At 62.1% G+C, this 18,778-nt stretch carries 12 protein-coding genes and 1 tRNA gene; 2 read left to right on the plus strand and 11 right to left on the minus strand.

All coding sequences use genetic code 11. The annotated features are described in order from the left end of the window. Positions 1–246: 246 nt before the first annotated feature. From JKL48_RS12505 to JKL48_RS12550, 10 genes are all read right to left on the minus strand, one after another. Positions 247–921, minus strand: coding sequence for a hypothetical protein (locus tag JKL48_RS12505; protein WP_201982880.1), 675 nt, complete (start codon positions 919–921; stop codon positions 247–249). Between the two features lie 241 nt (positions 922–1,162). After that, complete coding sequence (locus tag JKL48_RS12510) at positions 1,163–2,557, minus strand: DUF3500 domain-containing protein (protein ID WP_201982884.1); 1,395 nt, start codon at positions 2,555–2,557, stop codon at positions 1,163–1,165. Positions 2,558–2,689: 132 nt separating this feature from the next. Continuing rightward, on the minus strand, positions 2,690–3,970 hold the full coding sequence (locus tag JKL48_RS12515; RefSeq protein ID WP_236668762.1) for a HupE/UreJ family protein: 1,281 nt from the start codon (positions 3,968–3,970) through the stop codon (positions 2,690–2,692). Between the two features lie 605 nt (positions 3,971–4,575). Further along, complete coding sequence (locus JKL48_RS12520) at positions 4,576–6,135, minus strand: efflux transporter outer membrane subunit (protein WP_201982886.1); 1,560 nt, start codon at positions 6,133–6,135, stop codon at positions 4,576–4,578. 49 nt (positions 6,136–6,184) lie between these two features. After that, positions 6,185–9,511 (minus strand): efflux RND transporter permease subunit, encoded by a 3,327-nt coding sequence (locus tag JKL48_RS12525; protein WP_201982888.1) that lies wholly within the window; start codon positions 9,509–9,511, stop codon positions 6,185–6,187. A gap of 166 nt (positions 9,512–9,677) precedes the next feature. After that, positions 9,678–10,868 (minus strand): efflux RND transporter periplasmic adaptor subunit, encoded by a 1,191-nt coding sequence (locus JKL48_RS12530; protein ID WP_201982890.1) that lies wholly within the window; start codon positions 10,866–10,868, stop codon positions 9,678–9,680. A gap of 254 nt (positions 10,869–11,122) precedes the next feature. Then, the gene (locus JKL48_RS12535; protein WP_317191932.1) at positions 11,123–12,121 is read right to left on the minus strand and encodes an alpha/beta hydrolase family protein; all 999 of its coding nucleotides are present in this window, start codon (positions 12,119–12,121) and stop codon (positions 11,123–11,125) included. Positions 12,122–12,502: 381 nt separating this feature from the next. Beyond that, complete coding sequence (locus JKL48_RS12540) at positions 12,503–13,006, minus strand: DUF6992 family protein (RefSeq protein ID WP_201982895.1); 504 nt, start codon at positions 13,004–13,006, stop codon at positions 12,503–12,505. A 17-nt stretch (positions 13,007–13,023) separates the two neighbouring features. Then, a complete protein-coding gene (locus JKL48_RS12545) occupies positions 13,024–13,707 on the minus strand; it encodes a porin family protein (RefSeq protein ID WP_201982898.1) in 684 nt (227 codons plus the stop codon). 137 nt (positions 13,708–13,844) lie between these two features. Then, the gene (locus JKL48_RS12550) at positions 13,845–14,528 is read right to left on the minus strand and encodes a porin family protein (protein ID WP_201982901.1); all 684 of its coding nucleotides are present in this window, start codon (positions 14,526–14,528) and stop codon (positions 13,845–13,847) included. Positions 14,529–14,717: 189 nt separating this feature from the next. Between JKL48_RS12550 and JKL48_RS12555 the strand changes: the two genes are divergently transcribed. After that, a tRNA-Val gene (locus JKL48_RS12555) sits at positions 14,718–14,792 on the plus strand. Positions 14,793–14,934: 142 nt separating this feature from the next. Beyond that, positions 14,935–15,264 (plus strand): YnfA family protein, encoded by a 330-nt coding sequence (locus tag JKL48_RS12560; protein WP_201982903.1) that lies wholly within the window; start codon positions 14,935–14,937, stop codon positions 15,262–15,264. A gap of 140 nt (positions 15,265–15,404) precedes the next feature. Here the strand turns inward: JKL48_RS12560 and JKL48_RS12565 are convergent, their stop codons facing one another. Continuing rightward, a complete protein-coding gene (locus JKL48_RS12565; protein WP_201982906.1) occupies positions 15,405–18,611 on the minus strand; it encodes a fibronectin type III domain-containing protein in 3,207 nt (1,068 codons plus the stop codon). Positions 18,612–18,778: the final 167 nt, after the last annotated feature.

The raw sequence follows: 18,778 nt of genomic DNA on the forward strand, positions 1-18,778 counted from the left end.
AAGTTGATAGAAAACCTGTTTAGCCGTTCCTGCTGAGCGCAGCCGAAGCATCTCCGCTTCGTTGCAACCGGCTATGATTACTGCTGCAGTAGAGATGCTTCGACTCCGCTCAGCATGACGTTCTATTAGAGCCGCTTCGGAGTGGGTGTACATGCTACACGCTGCAGGGGCGGGACCTGTCCCCGCCCGTCGTGGAACGGAATCGGTGAAACGGCGCAACTAGCCGGGCGGGGGCAGGCCCCGCCCCTACAACGCCAAATCCCGGCTGAATTCCAGGTAAAACAGGATGGCCGTTTCGGAGAGGGCTTCAAAGTCTATCGCGGGCGTTTCCCAGAGCAGCAGCGCGTCGCGGTGTTCCACCAGCCGGTCCTCAATTTCGAACGAGCCGTTGATGACGTAGCACAGCGAGAGGCCCGTCGGGCCGATGGCCGGGATGGTGCCTTTCACCCGGCTGTCGTACAGGCCCACCCGCGCGGGCAGGGCGCCGCTTTCGGGCGCTACCAGCATGTTCTTTGTGGTGAGCGGCAGCTGATATTCCTGCACGGCTGCACTGGCGGCGGCCGGAACGGGCGCCTGAATCAGCAGCACGTTCACCGTTTCCTTCCCGAAGGGATTGGCGAGCGTGAAGGCACGGGCATCCACTGCCGGGATGGCGTAGAGGCAGCCCGGTACCAAGGGGCGGTCCGTCTCCTGGGCCGTGGTGAGCAGGGCCCCGCCCACAATGGGCAGCACCAGCAGCTGGCCACCGGGGCCCGCCGTGCCTGCCTGCACAGTAGCACCGGGCAGTATAAAAATATCGTCGAGCCGGACCTGCTGCTCAAACGTGGTCCGCCATAGTTGGCTGCCTTCCGCCTTGATAACAGCGCGGCGGTCGGCCTTCAAAAACCGGGAGTTGTAGACGGCAGGGGCAGGAACGTTCATCGGAATAATACTCGTCAGAGAAACAGAAAAACCAGCGGCAGAAGCGAGGGCCAGCCGGCAGTGCCGGTACTATGTCAAAGATGCGCAAGCCGTTGGCTGAGGGCGGCCCACAATCGACGGTTGACTTTTTCCACTCGCCCAGTTCCTTCCGCAACGGCCCCTCAGAGCCGGCAGCAACCCCAAAAACGGCCCGTCTGAAGATTCCAGACGGGCCGTTTCGGTATCCGAAAACAAGCTTTCGTTATTCCACCGTCACGCGCTGCGTGGCGGGCGCCGCGCCATCGGCCTGCACGCTGAGCAGGTACATGCCGGCGGCCATGTTGGCGATGGGTACTTCCACGCCAGCTCCCCGGAACGTATCGGTGAGGACGGCCTGGCCCAGCGCATTGCGCAGGGTGTAGGTGCCGGCCGTGGCCGGATTGGCGAGCTGTACTTGCAGCGCCTGGCCGGCTGAAATTGGGTTTGGATACACCGAAAAACGTTCGGCGGCCGTGGCCGATTTTGTGCCCGTTACCGTGGTGTAAAAGTTTCCGCCGTAGTCGCGGGCATGGTCGCGCCAAATGGTGTGGTAGTGAATCTGGCTCTGGTACACAATGCCGCCCTGGCAGATAAACTCAATCCAGACGGTGCGGCCGTCGATGCGCACGTAGTCGCCGCTGGTGGTGAGGTTGCCGGTGCCGGAGTAGGCAATGTAGGTAGTGGCCAGCTCGTTGGTGTAGGTGCTCATGAGGCTGGCAGCAGTAGCGTCGTCGGAATCCTGCACCCAGGGCCGCATGGCCTCCACCACCAACGCCTGCTGAGCTGCCGTGAGCGTGCTCACCTGCAAGCCCACTTTGGTGGCCGGAAACTGCCCGTTGCCATTGGGCCCCAGCACCACATCGTTGAACGTCTGGCTGAGGCGGGCGGTGGTTTTTTGGGTGGCGGTGAGGCCGTTGAGCATGGCCAGCATGGCCGATGCTTCGTTGGCTATCGGCGCACACACTGTGCCGGTGGGAAACACGTTGGCATTGGCCGTGGTGAAGGTGAGAGGCTCCGTGGCTTCAAATTTAGGCGAAGCCCCGGCCACTGCGCCGTTGGTATAAGTGATGTTGGTGGCCAGGTGGTGGCCACCAAACTGCAGCATCCAAGTGCCGGTGAGCGAAGGCGTGCCCAGAAAGGCGAGCAGGTAGATGCCACTGCCATAAGCCGAGCCGCCGCCGTTGGCCGTCAGGTTGTCATCGGCCGCCCGAATCTGCTGCACTTCGTTGTAGCCATCACCGGCCACGGTGCCGGTGGCAGCCTGCACCACGGCCAGCGCCAAGGCTTGCTGCGCCGCCGTGAGGGTGCTGAGCTGCAAGCCCAGCCGGCTGCCGGCGCTCACGGGCAGGTTCGACCATTTGGTGACGTTGGTTTGGTTGAAGGTCTGAATCAGCGTGGCCTGCTGCGCCGTGGTAAGCGAGGCCATAAAAGCATTGGCAGCGTTCACCACGTCGCTTACGGTGGCGGTGGTTTTGGTGCCTTTCAGCGCTTTGGCAGCGGCGGGCATGCGCACGGCCGCCGGGCGGGTGGTGTATTCGGCCGGGGCGAAGAATTCCGCGACTTTCTCGAAGGCCGAGGGAAGGAACAGCAGGGGCGCCGCGAATAGGAATCTGTTCATGAGATGATTGGTAAAAAATGAAAACGAGGAAGATGGTGAATCGAGTTGTGGGTAAAGGGGATAAGCGAAAATGCGGGACTGAAACCGCAGTGCCATGCGGCGCTGGGTGGTCGGCCAGAACCGCGGGCCCACCTAGCTGCGCGGCGCCAGCACAATACGCTGTTGCCAGTAGCTGAAAACGGCCAGTACGGCCAGGCCTGCCAGCAGCCACGGCGCATCCTGGGCCACCCGCGCCACCAGGGCCGCCAGTGGGTTGGCCTGGGACAAAATGCGCTCCGCAATCCAGGCCACGGCGGCCACGGCAGCGGCCCCGGCCCCGCCCACGCGCACAGCGCCGTAGCGGGGCGTTTGGCTGAGCAAAATCAGCCACGGCACCGTGAGGGCAATAACGAACAGCTGCATCAGCTCAACGCCGATATTAAAGCCCAGAATGCTGAGGGCCATGGGCGCGGCGGGCAGGTGCAGCTCGGCCAGTGTGCTGGCAAACGCCAGCCCGTGCACCAGCCCGAAGCCGGCCGCCACCCTGGCCTCGCGCCCCGGAAACAACGGCCGCAGCGCGTGCGCCGCCGACACGAGAATGGACACCGCAATGAGAATTTCGACCGGCTGGCTCGGCAGCCGCAGCCAGCCTAGCGCCCCGGCCAGTAGCGTCAGCGAATGCCCGACGGTGAAGGCCGTCACCACTTTCAACAGGCGAAGCAAGCTATACCGTACGCCGCCAAACCGGCCCCAGCGCTGCCCTTTGGTGAGTAGCAGCGGCGCTGGCAGCAGCAATACCAGCAAAAACAGCAGGTGGTCGGTACCCTCGGCAATGTGGCGCACGCCCAGGCCCATCATGCCCCGAAAGCCGGCCCACCAACTGCCGGCCGCTTGGTTGACCACCAGCGGCGGGATAAAATTGTCGCGCACGTTGAGGCGAATGACGCCAACTTCAGTGGGCGCGTCGGGTGCTACGCGGCCCGTCTCCCAGTCGCGCCGCACCGATACCAGCGCCACGTGCGTCACCACTTGGTGCACAATCACGTCGTAGAAAAACGTGAACACGCGGGGCGACTCGCCGGCCGTCGGCGTCAGCCAGAGGTGGGCCGTGAGTTCCTGGTAAGTGCCGGTCGCCGTCTGCTCGGCCTCGTGCACGCGCAGGTCGCGCACGGCCACGGTCCAGGCGTTGCCGTCAGGACTCACCGGCCGGATGTGTTGTGCAAGGTAGGCACGCAGCTCGGGGCCGAGGCGGGCCACCAGGGTTTCGGTGTGCAGGGCCACGTCGTGGCCAAAAGCGGCTTGCAGTTCCGTGAGGGGCAGTTGCAACTCGGCGGCCACGCCAGTGGGATGCAGGTCGAGCAGGACCACCGAGCTGGGCATGGGGTGGGCCTGGGCAGAGTTGCCCAGCAGCAGCCCCGCCAGCAGCCAGTACAAGCATCGAAATCGGCAGAAAAGGCGCGGCAACAGCATGGCGGGAGAGGGACAGCAGCGGAACGTTTTTCAAATGTCCGCCCGTGCTCTTCAAGGAGAAAGCACATTCGGCTGCTGGCGATTCCGCGCCGACCAATTGCCGGGTGTGGCCGATTAGTGCGCTTGCCTTTTGCTCCGATATTTCAGCCCAGTGCAAAAAAAAGAGGCTGGCCGTTGCAGCGGCCAGCCTCGGGGCTTAACACTCACCTTTCTACTACACAGTTACTTGAAATCCGGGCAACGCACAGCCAAATCGGCTGGCCGCTGCCTGACAAGGGCGCAGCGCCTTCTGCTCTACAAAGGTGCAGCGCCGGGTGGCATGGCCCGTACGGCAATCGATGGTTGCCACCTTTCACTCGGCCAATCAGCTCAAATCATGCCGGGTAACGGCGCGATTACAGCGGTTTCGGAGTTGATATACAGGCGAGGGAAGTAGCGCGAACTGTGTAGTTCGCGTCCTCGCGCCAGTAGCTCGTTCTGGGACGCGAACTACACAGTTCGCGCTACGGTACACCCACTGCGAAACCGCACTAATCACAGGCTTTGAGATAGCAGAACTCAGATGGCCACTACCGCCAGCCGCCGCCCAGCGCGTGGTACAAATCTGTCACAGCCTGGCGCTGTTGCAGCTGGTCGTTCACGCCATTGAGCTGCGCCTGCAGCAGGTTTTGCTGGGCCGTGAGCACCTCGGTGTAATTGGCGAAGCCGGCGCGCAGCAGCTCCTGCGTGTAGTCGACCGACTTACGGAGCGACTCCAGCTGCAGTGCGCGCAGGCGGGCTTTGTCGGTGGCGCTTTGGTAGGAGAACAGGGCGTTGGAAACCTCCTGGCCGGCCACAAACATGGTTTGCTGGTAGGTGTAGAGGTATTCCTGCTGCAGGGCTTTCGACCGTTGCAGCCGCGCCCGGTTCAGGCCCTGGCTGAAAATGGGTTGGGCCAGGCCGCCCACAATGCTGGCAAATACGGCCGTGGGCGAAAACAAATTGGTGAGCGTGGTGCTGGTGAGGCCGCCGTTGGCCGTGATGGTGAAGCTGGGGTAGAAGTAGGCCCGCGCCGCGTTGGTCAGCTCGAAAGTTGACTTGAAGGCGTACTCGGCCTGCTGCACGTCGGGGCGGTTGCGCAGCAGCTGGCCGGGCACGCCAGTGAGCAGGGGCGGGGGGGCATCTTGGGCGGCCAGCGTGCCGCGCGCCACCGGGCCGGGTGTGCGGCCTAGCAGCGTGGCCATTAGGTTTTCGGTTTCGCGGATGTTGCGCTGCAGGTCGGGAATGGTGACTTCGGCGGCGTAGCGCTGGGCTTCGCTCTGCACCACGGCCGCGCCGGTTACCACGTCGCCTTCCAGCAGCAGGCGCATGGTTTCCACGTCCTTGATGCGGTTTTGCACCGTGAGGCGGGTAATGTCGAGCTGGGCATCGAGGGCCAGCAGGGCGTAGTAGTTGTCGGCAATGTCGGCAATGAGATGTGTTTGCACTACGCGGCGGTAGGCCTCGCTTTGGCGCACGGCGGCCACGTAGGAACGTTTGGTGCTACGCAGCTTGCCCCACACGTCGGCTTCCCAGCTACTGCTCAGGCCCAGCAGATACTGGTGCGCCACGCCGCCGGTCACCACGGTGCTTTGGTCGGTGGTCGTGGTGCCCGTGCCGGTTCCGGTGCCCGTCCCGGTTCCGCCGGTGCCGGTCCCGCCGGTTCCCGTGCCACCGGTGCTGGTACCGCCCGTGCCCGTACCCCCTGTTCCGGTGGTACCGCCGGTAGTAGTGGTGCTGCTACTCCCGGTGCCGGTGCTCACAAAAGCCCCGCCGATACGCGAGAGCGTGGTGGTAGCGCGGCCGCTGAGGCTAGGCAGGAACGCGGCGCGGCTCTGGGCCAGCAGGGCCTGGTTTTGCTCGATGCGGGCTTGGGCTACCTGCAGGTTGCGGTTGTTGGCGAGGCCTTCGGCAATGAGCTTCTGCAGCTGCGGGTCGGTGAAGAGCTGCTGCCAGGGGCGGGCGGCCAGCGAGGTAGTGTCGGTGGTAGTCGCGTCGCGGTAGAGGCCGGTGGTGGCCGTTTCGGGGCGGCGGTAGGGGTGCAGCAGCTGGCAGCCAGCGGCCAGCGCGAGCACCGGGGAAAACAATCGAAGGAATTTGCTGGCAGTCATGGCAATGGAATTAATAGTATACGCAGGTGGCGCGGCCGGGGGTGAGGTGCTACGCCAGCGCCGGTTGCGGCTTGTCCTGGGGCTTGTTCTCCGGCTTTTGCTCGCCTGCCCTGGCGGGCGGGCCGCCTTCAGTTTCTTCTTTCTCCAACTGCTCCTTGGTTTTGGGTGGGCCGCTGATGCGCTCCTGCAAGCCCTCAAAAACCACGAAGAGCACCGGGATGAAAAACACCCCCACCAACGTGCCAAACAGCATTCCGCCGATGGCCCCCGCCCCGATGCTCTTGTTGCCGTTGGCGCCCGCGCCGCTGGCAAACAGCAGCGGCATCAGGCCAAACACGAAGGCAAACGAAGTCATCAGGATGGGCCGCAGGCGGGCTTTGGCTCCTTCGAGGGCCGCATCCAGAATTTCCAGGCCGTGGTCGCGCCGGCGGGCCAGCGAGAACTCGATGATGAGAATGGCGTTTTTGGCCAGCAGGCCGATGAGCATAATCACCGAAATCTGGAGGTAGATGTTGTTGTCGATGCCGAAAATCTTGGCGAACAAATACGTGCCACACAAGCCAATCGGAATCGAAAGCAACACCGCAAACGGCAAGATGTAGCTCTCGTACTGTGCGCTCAGCAGCAGATACACAAACACCAGCGACAGCGCGAAAATGTAGAGCGACTGCTTGCCGCTGCCCTGCTCCTCACGGCTGATGCCCGAAAATTCGTAGCCGTAGCCGGCCGGCAGCTTCTGGGCCACTTCCTGAATGGCAATCAGGGCCTCGCCCGAGCTGGTGCCCTCTTTGGGCGAGCCGTTCACCGAAATAGAGGTGAAGAGGTTGAAGCGCGAGAGGCTTTCGGGGCCGTAAATGCGCGTCAGGGTCACGAATTCGGTGAGTGGGGCCATCACGCCATCGGCGTTGCGCACGAAGACCTTGCTCAGGCCCTCGGGGTTGGCGCGGTAGGCCGAGTCGGCCTGCACCATCACCCGGTACTGCTTGCCAAACTGGTTGAAATTGGAAGCGTAGGAACCGCCGTAAAATACCTGCATGGCATTAAGTACATCCTTTTCGGTCAGGCCGGCCTGCTTTACCTTGGCCACGTTCACGCTCAGCTGATACTGCGGGAAGCCGGGATTGAAGGCCGTGCTGGCGTACTGGATTTCGGGGCGCTTATTCAGCTCGGCCAGGAAATCCTGGGCTACTTTGAAGAACTCGGCGGTGGTATGCCCGCCCTTGTCCTGTAACTGAAACGTGAAGCCGCCCGTGGCCCCAAAACCAGTGATGGTGGGCTGCGAAATGCTGCGAATATCGCCGGCCCGGATGTGGGCCGTAAGCTTGGTAATCTGTTTGATAACGTCCTCATTGTTGGCCTTTTTGCGCTCGTCCCAGGGCTTGAGCCGCACGATGACCATGCCGTAGGCGCTGCCCTGACCGGCCAGGAAGTTCTGGCCCGTAATGCGCAGCGTGCCCTTCACCGCCGGAATGGTCCGAATCAGGCTATCGACTTCGGTGTTCACGGCCGTGGTGCGCTCTAGCGTGGAGGCCGGCGGCAAACTCACGTTCACGAAAATAGTGCCCATGTCCTCGTTCGGCACGAAGCTGCTGGGCGTAGTCGTCATCAGGAAATACAGCCCCGCGCCGAAGCCCGCCACCGCAATCAAGGATACCCACTTGCGGGCCGACAGGAACGTAACGGCCTTCGTGTATTTGCCCACCAGTGCATCGTAGGCCGCATTGAAGGCAATGCTGAAGCGCTGCATGAAACCCTTTTTCTTTGGCGCTTCTTTAGATTCTTTCGCCGCTTTCGAGTCCGGGTTTTCCTGGCCGTCTTTGGCATCAACAGTTTTTGATTCACCGTCTTTCGCTTCTTCCTCTTTGGCCTCCCCCTCGTGGTGCGGCGGCTTCAAGAACAGCGCTGCCAGGGCCGGGCATAGCGTCAACGCATTCACGGCCGAAATGAGAATGGCCACCGCCAGCGTGATGCCGAACTGCTTGTAGAAAACACCCACTGACCCGGTGATGAACGTGACCGGCAGGAACACCGCCGCCATCACCAGCGTGATGCTGAGAATGGCCCCGGTTATCTCGCTCATGGCGTCAATGGCGGCTTTGCGCGGGGAAGTGTAGCCGTCTTCCAGCTTAGCGTGCACGGCCTCTACCACCACAATGGCATCATCGACGACAATGCCAATGGCAAGCACCAACGCAAAGAGCGTGAGCAGGTTGATGCTGTACCCGAAAACCTTCAGAAAGAAGAACGTGCCGATGATGGAAACCGGCACCGACACGCCGTGGATAATCGTGGACCGGAAATCCTGCAGGAAAATGAAAATCACCAAGAACACCAGCGCGAAACACTCCAGCAGCGTGTGGATTACCTTGTCAATCGAGGCATCCAGAAAGTCGTTGATGTTGACCAGGTTGGTATAGTGAATGCCGGCCGGAAACGACTTTTCGGCCTCCTTCAATACCGCCAGCGACTTCTCAATCACGTCGCGGGCGTTGGAGCCCGGCGTCTGGTTCACCGAAATACCCACCGAGGGCTTGCCGAAGGTGGCGCTGTTGCTGCTGTAGGCCTGCGCGCCCAGTTCCAGCCGGGCCACGTCTTTGAGGTGCAGCAACTGGCCCGGGCCGGTGCTTTTGAGGATGATGTTCTCGAACTGCTCCACCGACACCAGCTTGCCAGTGTACTTGATGACGTACTGAAAGCTCTGGTCGGAGTTTTCGCCGAATTTGCCGGGGGCAGCTTCCACGTTCTGGTCGGCCAGCGCGGCCGAAATGTCGGCGGGCGTGAGGCCGTAGATGGCCATGACATCGGGCTTGAGCCACACGCGCATGGCATAGTCGCGCGAGCCGAAGGCGTTGGAGTTGCCCACGCCGTTCACCCGCTTGATTTGCGGGACGATGTTAATCTGGGCGTAGTTCTGGAGGAAGGTCTGGTCGTAGGCCGGGTTGTCGGAGTAGAGGGCAAAAATCAGCAGGTTGCTGCTCTGCTGCTTGCGAACCGTCACACCGGCCAGGGTCACTTCCTGGGGCAGCAGGCTGGTGGCGCTGGCCACGCGGTTCTGCACATCCACGGCCGCCTGGTCGGGGTCGGTGCCCACGTTGAAGTACACCTGGATGCTGCCCGCGCCCTCGTTGGTGGCCGAGGACGTCATGTAAGTCATGCCTTCCACGCCGTTTATCTGCTCTTCCAGCGGTACGAGCACGCTTTTCAGCACCACGTCGGCATTGGCCCCCGCATAGCTGGCCGATACCTGCACGGTGGGCGGCGAAATGTCGGGGTACTGCGCAATGGGCAGCTGCAACAGCCCCAGAATGCCCAGCAGCACGATTATCACCGAAATAACGGTGGAGAGCACGGGGCGCTCGATGAATATTTTTAGCATAATCTTCTATCAGGCAATTTTTACAAATCGGCCGTCATGCCGAGCGCAGCCGAGGCATCTTGCGTGGGGTAGTAAATCATTCGTTCGCGCCGCGTCTGTTCAACGAGGCGAGCGAGATGCCTCGGCTGCGCTCGGCATGACGTTCACGCAAAGCGAGGCAGACACCTCAGCCACCCGCTACCACTTCCTTCTTCGGTACCGACTTCACCACCTTCGGCCGAATCTTCGAGCCCTCTTTCAGCCCGCTGATGCCTTCGAGCACAATTTGCTGGCCTGCTTTCAGTCCTTTCTGCACCACGAACGAGGCCCCGTCGGGCGTGGGCACCACTGTGATGGGGGCGGCGTGCGCGGCCGTATCGCGGCCTACCACGTAGGCGAAGCGCTTGCCCTGCAACTCGTAGGTGGCGCTCTGCGGAATGATGAGGGCGTTATCAAGCGGCTGCTGGGTGCGCACCGAGCCGCTGCTGCCGCTGCGGAGCAGCCCCTGCGGGTTGGGGAAGGTGGCGCGGAAGCTACTGGCCCCGGTTTCGGTATTAATCTGACCGATGGCGGTTTTCACGCGGCCGTGATAGGGGTACACGCTGCCGTCGGCCAGTACCAGCAGCACGTCTGGCACGTTGGCCAGCTTGTCCTGCAGGGTGTTGCCGGGCCGGCGGCGGGCAAAATTCAGCAGCGCCTTCTCGCTGAGCGAGAAGTAGGCATACACGTTGCCCAGGCTGGAAATGGTGGTAAGTGGGTCGGCCGAAGTACTACTTACCAGGCTGCCAATTTTGTTAGGGATGGTGCCCATCACGCCATCTACCGGGCTTGTAATGGTGGTGTAGCCCAGGTTGGTGAGGGCGTTGGCCAGCGTGGCCTGCGCCTGCGCCAGTGCGGCCAGCTTGGCCTCCAGGGTGTACTGCGCGCCCTCTAGCTGGTACTTGCTGATGATGCCTTTGTTCACCAGCGGCCGCACCTTTTCCACGCCCATGCGGGCGGCGTCCACGTCGGCCTGGGCAGTTTTGATGCCGGCGCGGGCCGTGCGCACGTCCTGCTCGTATTGCGGCGCGCTGATGTGGAAGAGCTTCTGGCCCTTCTTCACCGTCGAGCCCTCGTCTACATAAATGGCCTCCACGAACCCGTCCACCTTAGGCCGTATTTCCACGTTCTGCTGTCCCTGAATGGTGGCGGGATAGTCTTGGAAAAGCGTCACCGTATCGGGTCGCACCACCAGCACCGGGTAGTCCTTGATGGGTTGCGGGCCGCCGTCCTTGCCGCCTTTGCCAGCGGCGCTGTCGTCTTTCTTTTTGGAGTTGCAGGCCGCTACGCTCAGCAGCGCCAGCAGCGTGGCCACGCGGACCGGCAAATATGTAGTCATAGTTCAGGAAGTAGCCCATTCAGCGAGGGGCGAAATCCAGATACGAAATTGAGCGGCCGAAAGCCGCAGCCGGCTGCCGGTTATCGGCCTACCCGGCCACCGCACCGACCATGAGCCCGTCTTTGCTGACCAAGCAAGTACACCGATTTCCCAACGTTGCCAGACAGCCAAGCCGAAAAAAGCGCCTTGGCGCGGGGGCAACAAGGAAGCTTGCTGACCCCGCGCCAAGGCGCAACTACTGCCGTCATGCTGGGTTACTTTTGAGCCAGAATCCAGTTGTTGATGTCGGCCAGCGCATCGGGCGAAAGTGGCGCTTCGGAACTGTCCTTTTCATCGTTGGTGAGTTGCAGGGCGTGGTTGAGGCCGGGCAGGCGCAACTCGGCCACCCGGGCATTGTTGCGCAGGCCTTTTTTGAGCAGGGCCACGTTGACGGCGGCGTTAACCTGGCGGTCGTTTTCGCCCTGAAGCAGCAGCACCGGGCAGTGCACCTCGGCCAGGGCCGGCACGGGGTCGAAAGCGAGGTAGCTGCGGTAGGCCGGCGTGGTGAGCAACTGCACGCTGGCCTGCAAGTCGGCGGGAGCAATGTGGGGATAGCGCTGACGCAGCATGTTGCTCAGAATAGCCTGGGCCTGGGCATTATCAGGCGTTTGACGCACAATTTCGAGCATGGCGCGCTGGTGTTTGATGAGGTTTTCCTCGTCGCGGCGCATGGCGGCTTTCTGGCGCAGGTGCTGCTGGTCGAGGTAGGTTTGCACTTGCGCTGCATTGGAGCCGTGGGCGCGCATTTTAGCGGCTTCCTGCTCGGCCGCCGCCTGCTCCAGCCGGTATTTGCGCTCGCGTTGGGCATCGGTCGAGTCGTTGCCCAATATCTTGCCGTACATCGCGGGCTGCTGGGCCAGCAGCTCGCGGCCGGGCAGGCCGGCCGCCGCCACCGCCACCACGAAAGTGGGGGCCAGGGGCTGTGCACCGGCCAACAACGCCACGTTGGCGCCCTCCCCATGCCCGACGAGGCCCAGGCGCGTTACGTCGACCTGGGGCCGGGTGCGCAGGTAATTGAGGGCTGCAATGGCATCGGCCGAGCGTTCGGCCAGGGTGGTGCTGGCCGCCAGCCCTTCGGAGCCGCCATGGCCGCGCTGGTGCAGGCGCAGCACCGCCACTCCCTGGCTCACCAAGTAGTCGGCCAAGCTATTCAGTAGCTGGCTTTCGGGCAAAACGGGGTTGCGCTCATCAACGCCGCGTTCGGGCAACAGCACTGCCGCCGGAAAAGGCCCTGGGCCGTTAGGCAGCCGCAAAATACCGTTGAGGCGCACACCTCCGGCCGGTGAAATAAGCGCAACCACCTCGACGTGGTCAAGCGGCTTGGCGTTGCTGCCAAAAACGAAAAGCTGGCAAAGGCAAACTGTAGCAAGAGCAAAAACGAAGTGTCGCATAGTCAGGCAGGGCGGCCCGAAGGCCGGGTTAGCTAAGCAGCTAAGTAAGAAGGCCCAAAATTCACCTGCCCACAGTGCGCAGCCAGATAAATAGGACGAACCTAGCCAATTAGTCGACCACCTACGCCATTTTCTTGTCCAAGGATTTTCAGAATTCTCAAAATGGGTTTATTGTCCCAAAAAGAGATTCAACGCATCCCATTCTTATTTCAGCTGCGGCAACCAAGCTTGGCCTTGCCAGTGCAACACTACCCACATCAACGCATCGAACCCCAGCAAAAAGCCCCCTTGCACCCACAACGACTGCCCAAACCCCCAGAGCCGGGCTGCATGCCGTTGGCCAGGCGCCACGGCCAGCGCCCGCAGATAAAAACCGGTCATGACATAAGCCACGTCGAGCCCGGCGTTCAACAGGAATAGGTTTTCATTGGAAAGCTGTGCCTGTACTAAATCGCTGGTTTGCAGGGCGGCAGGGGCTATAAAGTGCAGGTGCAGCACGCCCCAGCACGTCAGCACGGCATTCACCAGGCCCCAGCACACGTTCATGCCGTGGAAATAGTAGGCCGGCTGCCGGCGGTCGGCGCGGGCCAAGTAGTAGCCGCTTCCCACCAGGTTCAGCAGCACCCAGGCGGCCAGCACGGCCAGCCCCCGGCCCAGCAATAGCTCACGGGCCTGGTAGATAGCGGCGTAATTGAGGGCCAGGAGCATTGAGCAGGCGAAAACGGCTAGTGCTTAAAGCCGAGGCCGACGTACAGCTGAAACACCTGGTTGCGGATGTTGTTGTCGCTGAGCGCAGTTCCTGTTTGGTTGCTGTAGTGCAGCACCGTGCCGTTCTGGTACACCTTGCCCAGGCTCCAGTCGAAGCGGGCGCCTACTTTGGCAAAGCCAACCCGCGCTTCGGCGCCGGCAATGGCGCCGTAATCCAGGCTGTTGAAGCCGTTGCTGCCAATGCTGACAGTGTTGCCACCGTCCTGCACGTTGGTGAGTAGCGACACCTGCGGCCCCACGTGAAGGCTGATGGTTTCGGTCAGGTTGCCCACGAACAGGATGGGCAGCTCCAGGTAGTCGAGGCGCGTGTCGCGGGTCGTTGAGCCCAGATAATCGGTGCGGTAGCCCTTGCGCGAATACAGCAGCTCCACCATCAGCGAAGCGAAGTTGTTGAAGCCGTATTGGGCGTATACGCCGGCATGAAAATCCTTGAGATTGTCGCGGTTGGTAAACAACTCAGTGCCCGTGCCCTTGATGCTGGCCAGGTTGTAGCCGCCCTTCACGCCAAAGCCGGTATTGCGGGATTCGGTGCCGTCGCTGGCCGGGTAGTTGGAGGAAGAGGGAGTGCCCGTGTCCGATTGCGCCTGCACCGCGGGCGCGGCCAGCAGGCCCAGCGCCAGCATGATTACTGCTTGTTTCATAAGAGAGGAAGTATAAATCCGCGAAATGAGAAACGGGCGTAGGGATACAAAGTTTTTTGCTTCGTCCGTTGTCAACAAAAAAGGAGGCCTGTAGGGCCTCCTTTTCAAGTATTTTCAGGCAACATAATACCCACAAGCTATTGCCGTAAGCCAATGCCCACGTACACCTGTACCACTTGGTTGTGTACCGATGGCAGCGTAATGGTAGAGCCACTCACCTTGTAGCTGGTGTCGAAGACTTTGCCAAACGACAAGTCGTACCGGGCCCCCACACGGGCTGGGCCTACGCGTAGCTCGGCCCCCGCAACCCCACCGAAGTCGATGCTGTTGAAGCCGTTGGAGGCAAGCGCTAGGTCAGTATCTCCCTGAGTTACCTTGGTCAGCAGCGAAACCTGCGGCCCTACGTGGAAACTAACGTTATCTGTTACGTTGGCAACGTACAAAATAGGCAACTCGAAGTAGTCGAGACGAGTAGTTTGGTTGGTAATTTTTACGGCGGTGCCGGTGCCGGTGGCAATGTCCGAATTGTAGCCTTTGCGATTATACAGCAACTCAACCTGAATTGAGGAAAAGTTGTTGAACCCAAACTGGCCATATACCCCAGCGTGAAAATTGTGATACGCCGACACGTTTGTGAGGTCGCCGCCGTACGGACGCGAAAAATTGTAGCCGCCTTTCACGCCAAAGCCGGTATTGCCGGAGTCGGTCGATTTGCCGCCGGTATAATCCTTTGAGGAAAGCGTGCCGCCGGGGCGGGCCTGGGCGAAAGCAGCCGTGGAAGAGGCCACCGCCAGTAATAGTATCAGAAGAGTCTTTTTCATGGATGAAAGGAGTGTGAAATGGAGGCAAAGCCGGGGAAGGTTACTATTCCCGTTTGCCCCTATACTTTTCCGGGGCCAGAAAGTTGCCCGGCACCGCGCCGGCCGCTTAAAATTTCGGCCTGAATTGTCGCGCTATGGTTGCCGAGGCGCTACCTTTGGGGCCGTGGCCTGGTAGCAGGACCACAGCCCGGGGTGTTAGCTCAGTTGGTTCAGAGCGCCACCCTGACACGGTGGAGGTCGTTGGTTCGAGCCCAATACGCCTCACAAAAACCCTCATTACAGGTCGTAATGAGGGTTTTTTTATGGGCCTGCTCCGGTCAGACTATTCTTTGGCAAACGCGGCGTAGCCGATAAATACGGTGTAGCGTACAGGTATTGCCGGTGCTTGCCACCCCATCGCTCTCCCATGTCTCCTTTTCAGCCCTTGGCCCTGTACGTGTTGGCCGGTTTCTGCGAAATCGGGGGCGGCTACTTGCTCTGGCGCTGGCTCAAGGCCGACCAGCCGGCCTGGACGGGCTTACTTGGGGCGCTGCTGCTGGTCGCCTACGGCTGGGTGGCCACGTTACAGACCACTTCCTTCGGCAAAACCTATGCGGTATACGGAGGGGTGTTTGTCGTGATGTCCATTGGCTGGGCCTGGTACATCGACGGTTTCCGGCCCGACCGGTTCGACGTCATCGGCGGGCTTATCTGTTGCGCGGGCATCGGCATCATCCTGTTCTGGCCCCGCCCCTGAACGAAGCTGTATTCATTCAGGAAATACGCTCAGCAGGCCGGGCTGATTGGTGCTGATGACTTCCGAAACGCCACCACAACAATAAAAAGGGCCGCCCGGTTGGGCGGCCCTTTTTATCGGCACAAGTGCAGCAAATGAGGCTATTCCAGCACCACCTTGCGGGTCAGCATCTGGTCGCCAATGGCCACGCGCAAGGTGTACGGGCCCGACGCCAGACCACGGGTAAGCAGCAGCTGCTCGGTGCTGGCATTGGCCAGGTCCTTGGTCAGCACTACCTGGCCCAAAGCATTGAGCAGCGTGGCCTGGGCCTTGCCGCTGAAGCCGGTGAGGCGCAGCGCGAGCTGGCCGGTATTGCTGGGGTTGGGGTACACCAGCAGGGCATTGGTATCGGCCTGGGCGCGGGTGGCCAGCAGGTTGGTGGCGCCAATGGTAAAGGGGCCCGTGGGGTCGGTACTGGCAGCGCCGTTCACGGCCACGTAGTAGCGCTGGCCCGCCGTGAGGCCGGTGAGGGCTACTGTGCCAACGGAGGTGTTGGCCGCGGTTGCGGTGCGGCAGGTGACCAGCACGAACGGTCCGGCCGAGCAGCTGGCGGCTGTGTAAACGCGCACCGTGCCCGAAGCATTACCGGTCAGGGTGAGGGTAGAGGCAGTGCCGCTGGGCGTGAAGGCAAACCACACGTCATTCGGCAGCGCCCCCCCGCCGCAAGCCGGCAGGAAAATGACGCTTGGCAAGCTGGTAGTAGCGCCCACGGTGGTGCTGTTGAGGGTGGTGCCGTTCGTGATGGTGATGGCACCGCAGGGGTCGTCATTAGCTGGCGCGGCGAGCGGGGTGCTGAAGGGGAAAGCCGCCGACAGCGTGCTGCTGCCGTTGAAGCCGCCGCACACTTGCATCACGTAGAACTGGTACGTGGTGTTGGGCGTGAGGCCGGTAACGGTCGTGCTGGTGCCCGTGAGGCCGCTGAGGGTGGTGCCGCCAGCCGGAGGCGTGAAGCCCGTGGGGCCGTAGTACACGGTATAGGTGCTGCCAGCCGCTCCGGCCAGCCAGTTCAGCGTGGCCGACGTGCTGGTAACGCCCGTGACGTTCAGGCCGCCGGGCGTGGTGCAGTTCGGAATCGGGCTGGCGCAGATGGTGAAGTTGCCCAAGGTGCCGGCGCTGGAAAACTCACTGACGCGCACGTAGTACGTAGTGCTGGGCGTCAGCGAGCTCAGGTCGAGGTTGGGCGCGGCCGTGTTCACGGTGGTGCCGGAGCACTGACGGAACGTGAGCGGACCGGTGCAGGCCGTGCCGGAGTACACGCTCACCACGCTGGCGGCACCGCCCGTCACCGAGATGCGGACGGCCGTGCTGGTAGGCCCGGTAGCGGCCGTTGTGAACTGGAACCATACATCGTGCGAGCCCGTGTAGGTGCTGCACGTGCCCTGGCCGCCAGTGCCGTAGATGGTGCTAGCCGTGGTGGTAGCCCCGAAAGTAGTAGTAGCCAGCGGCGTGCAGGTGTTGTTGATGGTGAGCACCGTGGCCCCGCAGGGCTCGTCGTTCACAATCTGGGTGTTGAAAGAAGCGGGCCCGGCCGTGCCGGAGTTGGAGCCGCCGGCGCAGTTCAGGGTCACGTAGAACTGGTAGGTGGTGCCGGGCGTGAGGCCCGTGATGGTATAGGGCGGAGCTGTGAGGCCGGTTACGGCCGTGCCGCCGGTGGCCGGGTTGAAGCCCGTGGGGCCGTAAAGCACCGTGTAGGTGCCCGTGCCCCCGGTCAGCCAGGTAACCGTGGCCGTGGTGGTAGTGGTGGAGGTAGCGGCCAGGCTGGCCGGCGTGAGGCAGCCCGTGGCCGACTCCAGAACGATGTTATCGAGCCCGATATCCGTTGCCCCGAAGTCTGACTTACCCCGGAAGCGCAGCACGGCCGTGGCCGACGTGCTGGTAATGGGCAGCACCTGCGTGGTGAAGGTGGCGCTCAGCTTGTAGCCCCCCAGGCGGCCAAACGTCAGGCCGCCATCGTTCGAAAGCAACACAATGAGCGAGTCGCTGCCGCTGGTGTTGATAAAGTCGAAGCTCAGGCGCTTGGCCCCGGCGGCGCTCAGGTTCACGTACAAGTCCAGGTTGCCCAGGGCCCCGTTAGCAGCAAAGTAGCTATGGAAACGCGCCGAGTGGCTGCCCTGGCTGCTCACCGGCGAGTAGAGCCCGATGGTGGGGCTGGTCCAGGCGGCGCTGGTGGGGTCGTCTTCGCGGCGCCAGGAGTTGTTGCCGGTGGCGGGGCTGTTGCGCCAGCTGTTGGAAGGCGCATCGCGCGTATTGCACACATCAATCCAAGTGGTTTCGAAGCTCTGGATGACGGGCAGCGCGGCGTAGGTGGGGGCCGCCGTGGTCACGGTGACGGGCGCCGAAGTAGCCGTCAGGCTGCTGCCGGCGCAGGTGATGCGGGCGCGGTACTGCGTGGTAGCGGCCTGGCCGGCCACGGTGTAGGTGCTGGCAGTGGCTCCGCTGATGTCGGTCCACGTCACGCCGTTATCGGTCGAAGACTGCCACTGGTACGTGATGCCGGCGTCGCTGCTGCCGCCCGTGAGCGAGAGCGTGAAGCCCGTGGACGCGCACACGCTGGTGACGCTGGCCACCGTGGTGCCGCCCGTGGGCGTGCCCGTGCACACACCGTTCAGGCTGACGGCCATGACGTTGAGCGTGCCCGTGGTGGAGGTTTTGGCAAAGCCAATGCTTTGCACCAGCTTGGTGTAGTTGGCCGGCAGCAAGGGCAGCCGGATTTGGTAGAGGCGCGGGTCGGTGGTGTTGTTTTCGATGGTGTTGTTGTCGTAGTTCACCCGGCCAATGCCCTGAATGGCGAACCCCGTGCCCCCAAACCAGTCGGCCACCGTTTGCCCGGTAAAAACCTGCGTGGTGGCATCGGTGAAAGTCACGGTAACTGTCACGGTGCTGGCGCCGTTGCCCGACGAAGCCAGAAAGTACACTTCGCCGGAGGCCTGCGGCGTGGTCAGCGACAGGGTTCCGCTGCCGGTGCTGGCAATGCGGAGCGAGTTGTTGGCCGAATACGACGCTAACTGGAAGCTGAGTCCGCTGGTAGCCACGCTATTGATAAGGCCCGTGGCCGGCAACGACACGGTGGGCGTGGCTCCGGTCGGGCTCACGTAGTTCGGCGCCATGAAGGCGTAGCGGGTGTTCACGTTGCCGCCGTCCATGTCGGAGGTGGTGGTGGAAATAACGGTGCCGGTGCCGTTGGCCACAATATCGGCCGTAAAGCCGGTGACGGTGACCGGCGTGAAACCGGCCTGCGCCTGGAGGGATGCCCCTAGTCCCAGCGCACAAAGCAGCGGGCGGAACAAACGGGTAATGCTTCTTTTCATAAGAAAAAGGTTGGGGTGAAAGAGGGGGTGAAAAGCGGTGGGTGGGAAAGTGCAACGAAGCCAGCGACTTACAGTACAAGGCGCCGACGGGTGCGTAAATTTATTGCCCGACCAAGAGTTTGGTATCATGCGGTGGAAATTTATTCCAGAAGAATCCACAGCAGGCC

The organism is Hymenobacter rubidus (assembly GCF_016734815.1).
In the GTDB taxonomy this organism is placed as follows: Bacteria; Bacteroidota; Bacteroidia; order Cytophagales; family Hymenobacteraceae; genus Hymenobacter; species Hymenobacter rubidus.

Coding starts and splice junctions, on each gene's coding strand:
- JKL48_RS12505 (WP_201982880.1), bottom strand. CDS start 921: ATGAACGTTCCTGCCCCTGCCGTCTACAACTCCCGGTTTTTGAAGGCC.
- JKL48_RS12510 (WP_201982884.1), bottom strand. CDS start 2,557: ATGAACAGATTCCTATTCGCGGCGCCCCTGCTGTTCCTTCCCTCGGCC.
- JKL48_RS12520 (WP_201982886.1), bottom strand. CDS start 6,135: ATGACTGCCAGCAAATTCCTTCGATTGTTTTCCCCGGTGCTCGCGCTG.
- JKL48_RS12525 (WP_201982888.1), bottom strand. CDS start 9,511: ATGCTAAAAATATTCATCGAGCGCCCCGTGCTCTCCACCGTTATTTCG.
- JKL48_RS12530 (WP_201982890.1), bottom strand. CDS start 10,868: ATGACTACATATTTGCCGGTCCGCGTGGCCACGCTGCTGGCGCTGCTG.
- JKL48_RS12540 (WP_201982895.1), bottom strand. CDS start 13,006: ATGCTCCTGGCCCTCAATTACGCCGCTATCTACCAGGCCCGTGAGCTA.
- JKL48_RS12545 (WP_201982898.1), bottom strand. CDS start 13,707: ATGAAACAAGCAGTAATCATGCTGGCGCTGGGCCTGCTGGCCGCGCCC.
- JKL48_RS12550 (WP_201982901.1), bottom strand. CDS start 14,528: ATGAAAAAGACTCTTCTGATACTATTACTGGCGGTGGCCTCTTCCACG.
- JKL48_RS12560 (WP_201982903.1), top strand. CDS start 14,935: ATGTCTCCTTTTCAGCCCTTGGCCCTGTACGTGTTGGCCGGTTTCTGC.
- JKL48_RS12565 (WP_201982906.1), bottom strand. CDS start 18,611: ATGAAAAGAAGCATTACCCGTTTGTTCCGCCCGCTGCTTTGTGCGCTG.